The organism is Ligilactobacillus sp. LYQ135 (assembly GCF_053711055.1).
This window is the reverse complement of sequence record NZ_JBSJYT010000019.1, coordinates 1-1,513: the sequence shown is the minus strand read 5'-3', so window position 1 is coordinate 1,513 and position 1,513 is coordinate 1. Positions and strand designations below refer to the sequence as shown.

The 1,513-nt window shown below is 51.1% G+C and carries 2 rRNA genes; both read right to left on the bottom strand.

Features of this window, described 5'->3' with window-relative positions:
* Positions 1–117 (bottom strand): 5S ribosomal RNA (rrf, locus tag ACWCL1_RS08895).
* A 78-nt stretch (positions 118–195) separates the two neighbouring features.
* Positions 196–1,513: ribosomal RNA gene (locus tag ACWCL1_RS08890) — 23S ribosomal RNA — on the bottom strand; the annotation flags it as partial.

Sequence of the window (1,513 nt, the reverse complement as noted above, 5' to 3'; positions counted from 1 at the left end):
GCACGGCGACTTCCTACCCTTGCAAGAGGCGTTCCTCTAACTACTCTCGGCGTTTTGAAGCTTAACTGCTGTGTTCGGAATGGGAACAGGTGTATCCTTCAAGCCATCATCACCGCACTATTTTACTTTGAGAAAAACTTGTTCTCTCAAAACTAGCTATTGATCATTCCTTTTAACCTTCCACGTCCTTAACCTTTGGTTAAGTCCTCGACCGATTAGTAATGGTCCGCTCCATGTATCACTACACTTCCACTTCCATCCTATCTACCTGATCATCTCTCAGGGGTCTTACTTCCTTACGGAATGGGAAATCCGATCTTGAGGTGAGTTTCGCACTTAGATGCTTTCAGCGTTTATCTCATCCATACATAGCTACCCAGCGATGCTTTTGGCAAAACAACTGGTACACCAGCGGTATGTCCATCCCGGTCCTCTCGTACTAAGGACAGATCCTCTCAAATTTCCTACGCCCGCGACGGATAGGGACCGAACTGTCTCACGACGTTCTGAACCCAGCTCGCGTACCGCTTTAATGGGCGAACAGCCCAACCCTTGGGACCGACTACAGCCCCAGGATGCGATGAGCCGACATCGAGGTGCCAAACCTCCCCGTCGATGTGGACTCTTGGGGGAGATAAGCCTGTTATCCCCAGGGTAGCTTTTATCCGTTGAGCGATGGCCCTTCCATACGGAACCACCGGATCACTAAGCCCGACTTTCGTCCCTGCTCGACTTGTAGGTCTCGCAGTCAAGCTCCCTTCTGCCTTTACACTCTGCGAATGATTTCCAACCATTCTGAGGGAACCTTTGGGCGCCTCCGTTACCTTTTAGGAGGCGACCGCCCCAGTCAAACTGCCCACCAGACACTGTCTCCCGCCGTGATTGCCGGCGTGGGTTAGAGTGTTCATACAACAAGGGTAGTATCCCACCAACGCCTCCAGCGAAACTAGCGTTCCGCCTTCAATGGCTCCTACCTATCCTGTACAAGTTATACAAACACCCAATATCAAGCTACAGTAAAGCTCCATGGGGTCTTTCCGTCCTGTCGCGGGTAACCCGCATCTTCACGGGTATTATAATTTCACCGAGTCTCTCGTTGAGACAGTGCCCAGATCGTTACGCCTTTCGTGCGGGTCGGAACTTACCCGACAAGGAATTTCGCTACCTTAGGACCGTTATAGTTACGGCCGCCGTTTACTGGGGCTTCAATTCAAAGCTTCGCTTACGCTAACTTCTCCTCTTAACCTTCCAGCACCGGGCAGGCGTCAGCCCCTATACTTCATCTTACGATTTTGCAGAAACCTGTGTTTTTGATAAACAGTCGCCTGGGCCTTTTCACTGCGGCTGACCCGGAGGTCAGCACCCCTTCTCCCGAAGTTACGGGGTCATTTTGCCGAGTTCCTTAACGAGAGTTCTCTCGCTCACCTTAGGATACTCTCCTCGACTACCTGTGTCGGTTTGCGGTACGGGTATTAATTTTCTCACTAGAAGCTTTTCTTGGCAGTGTGACATC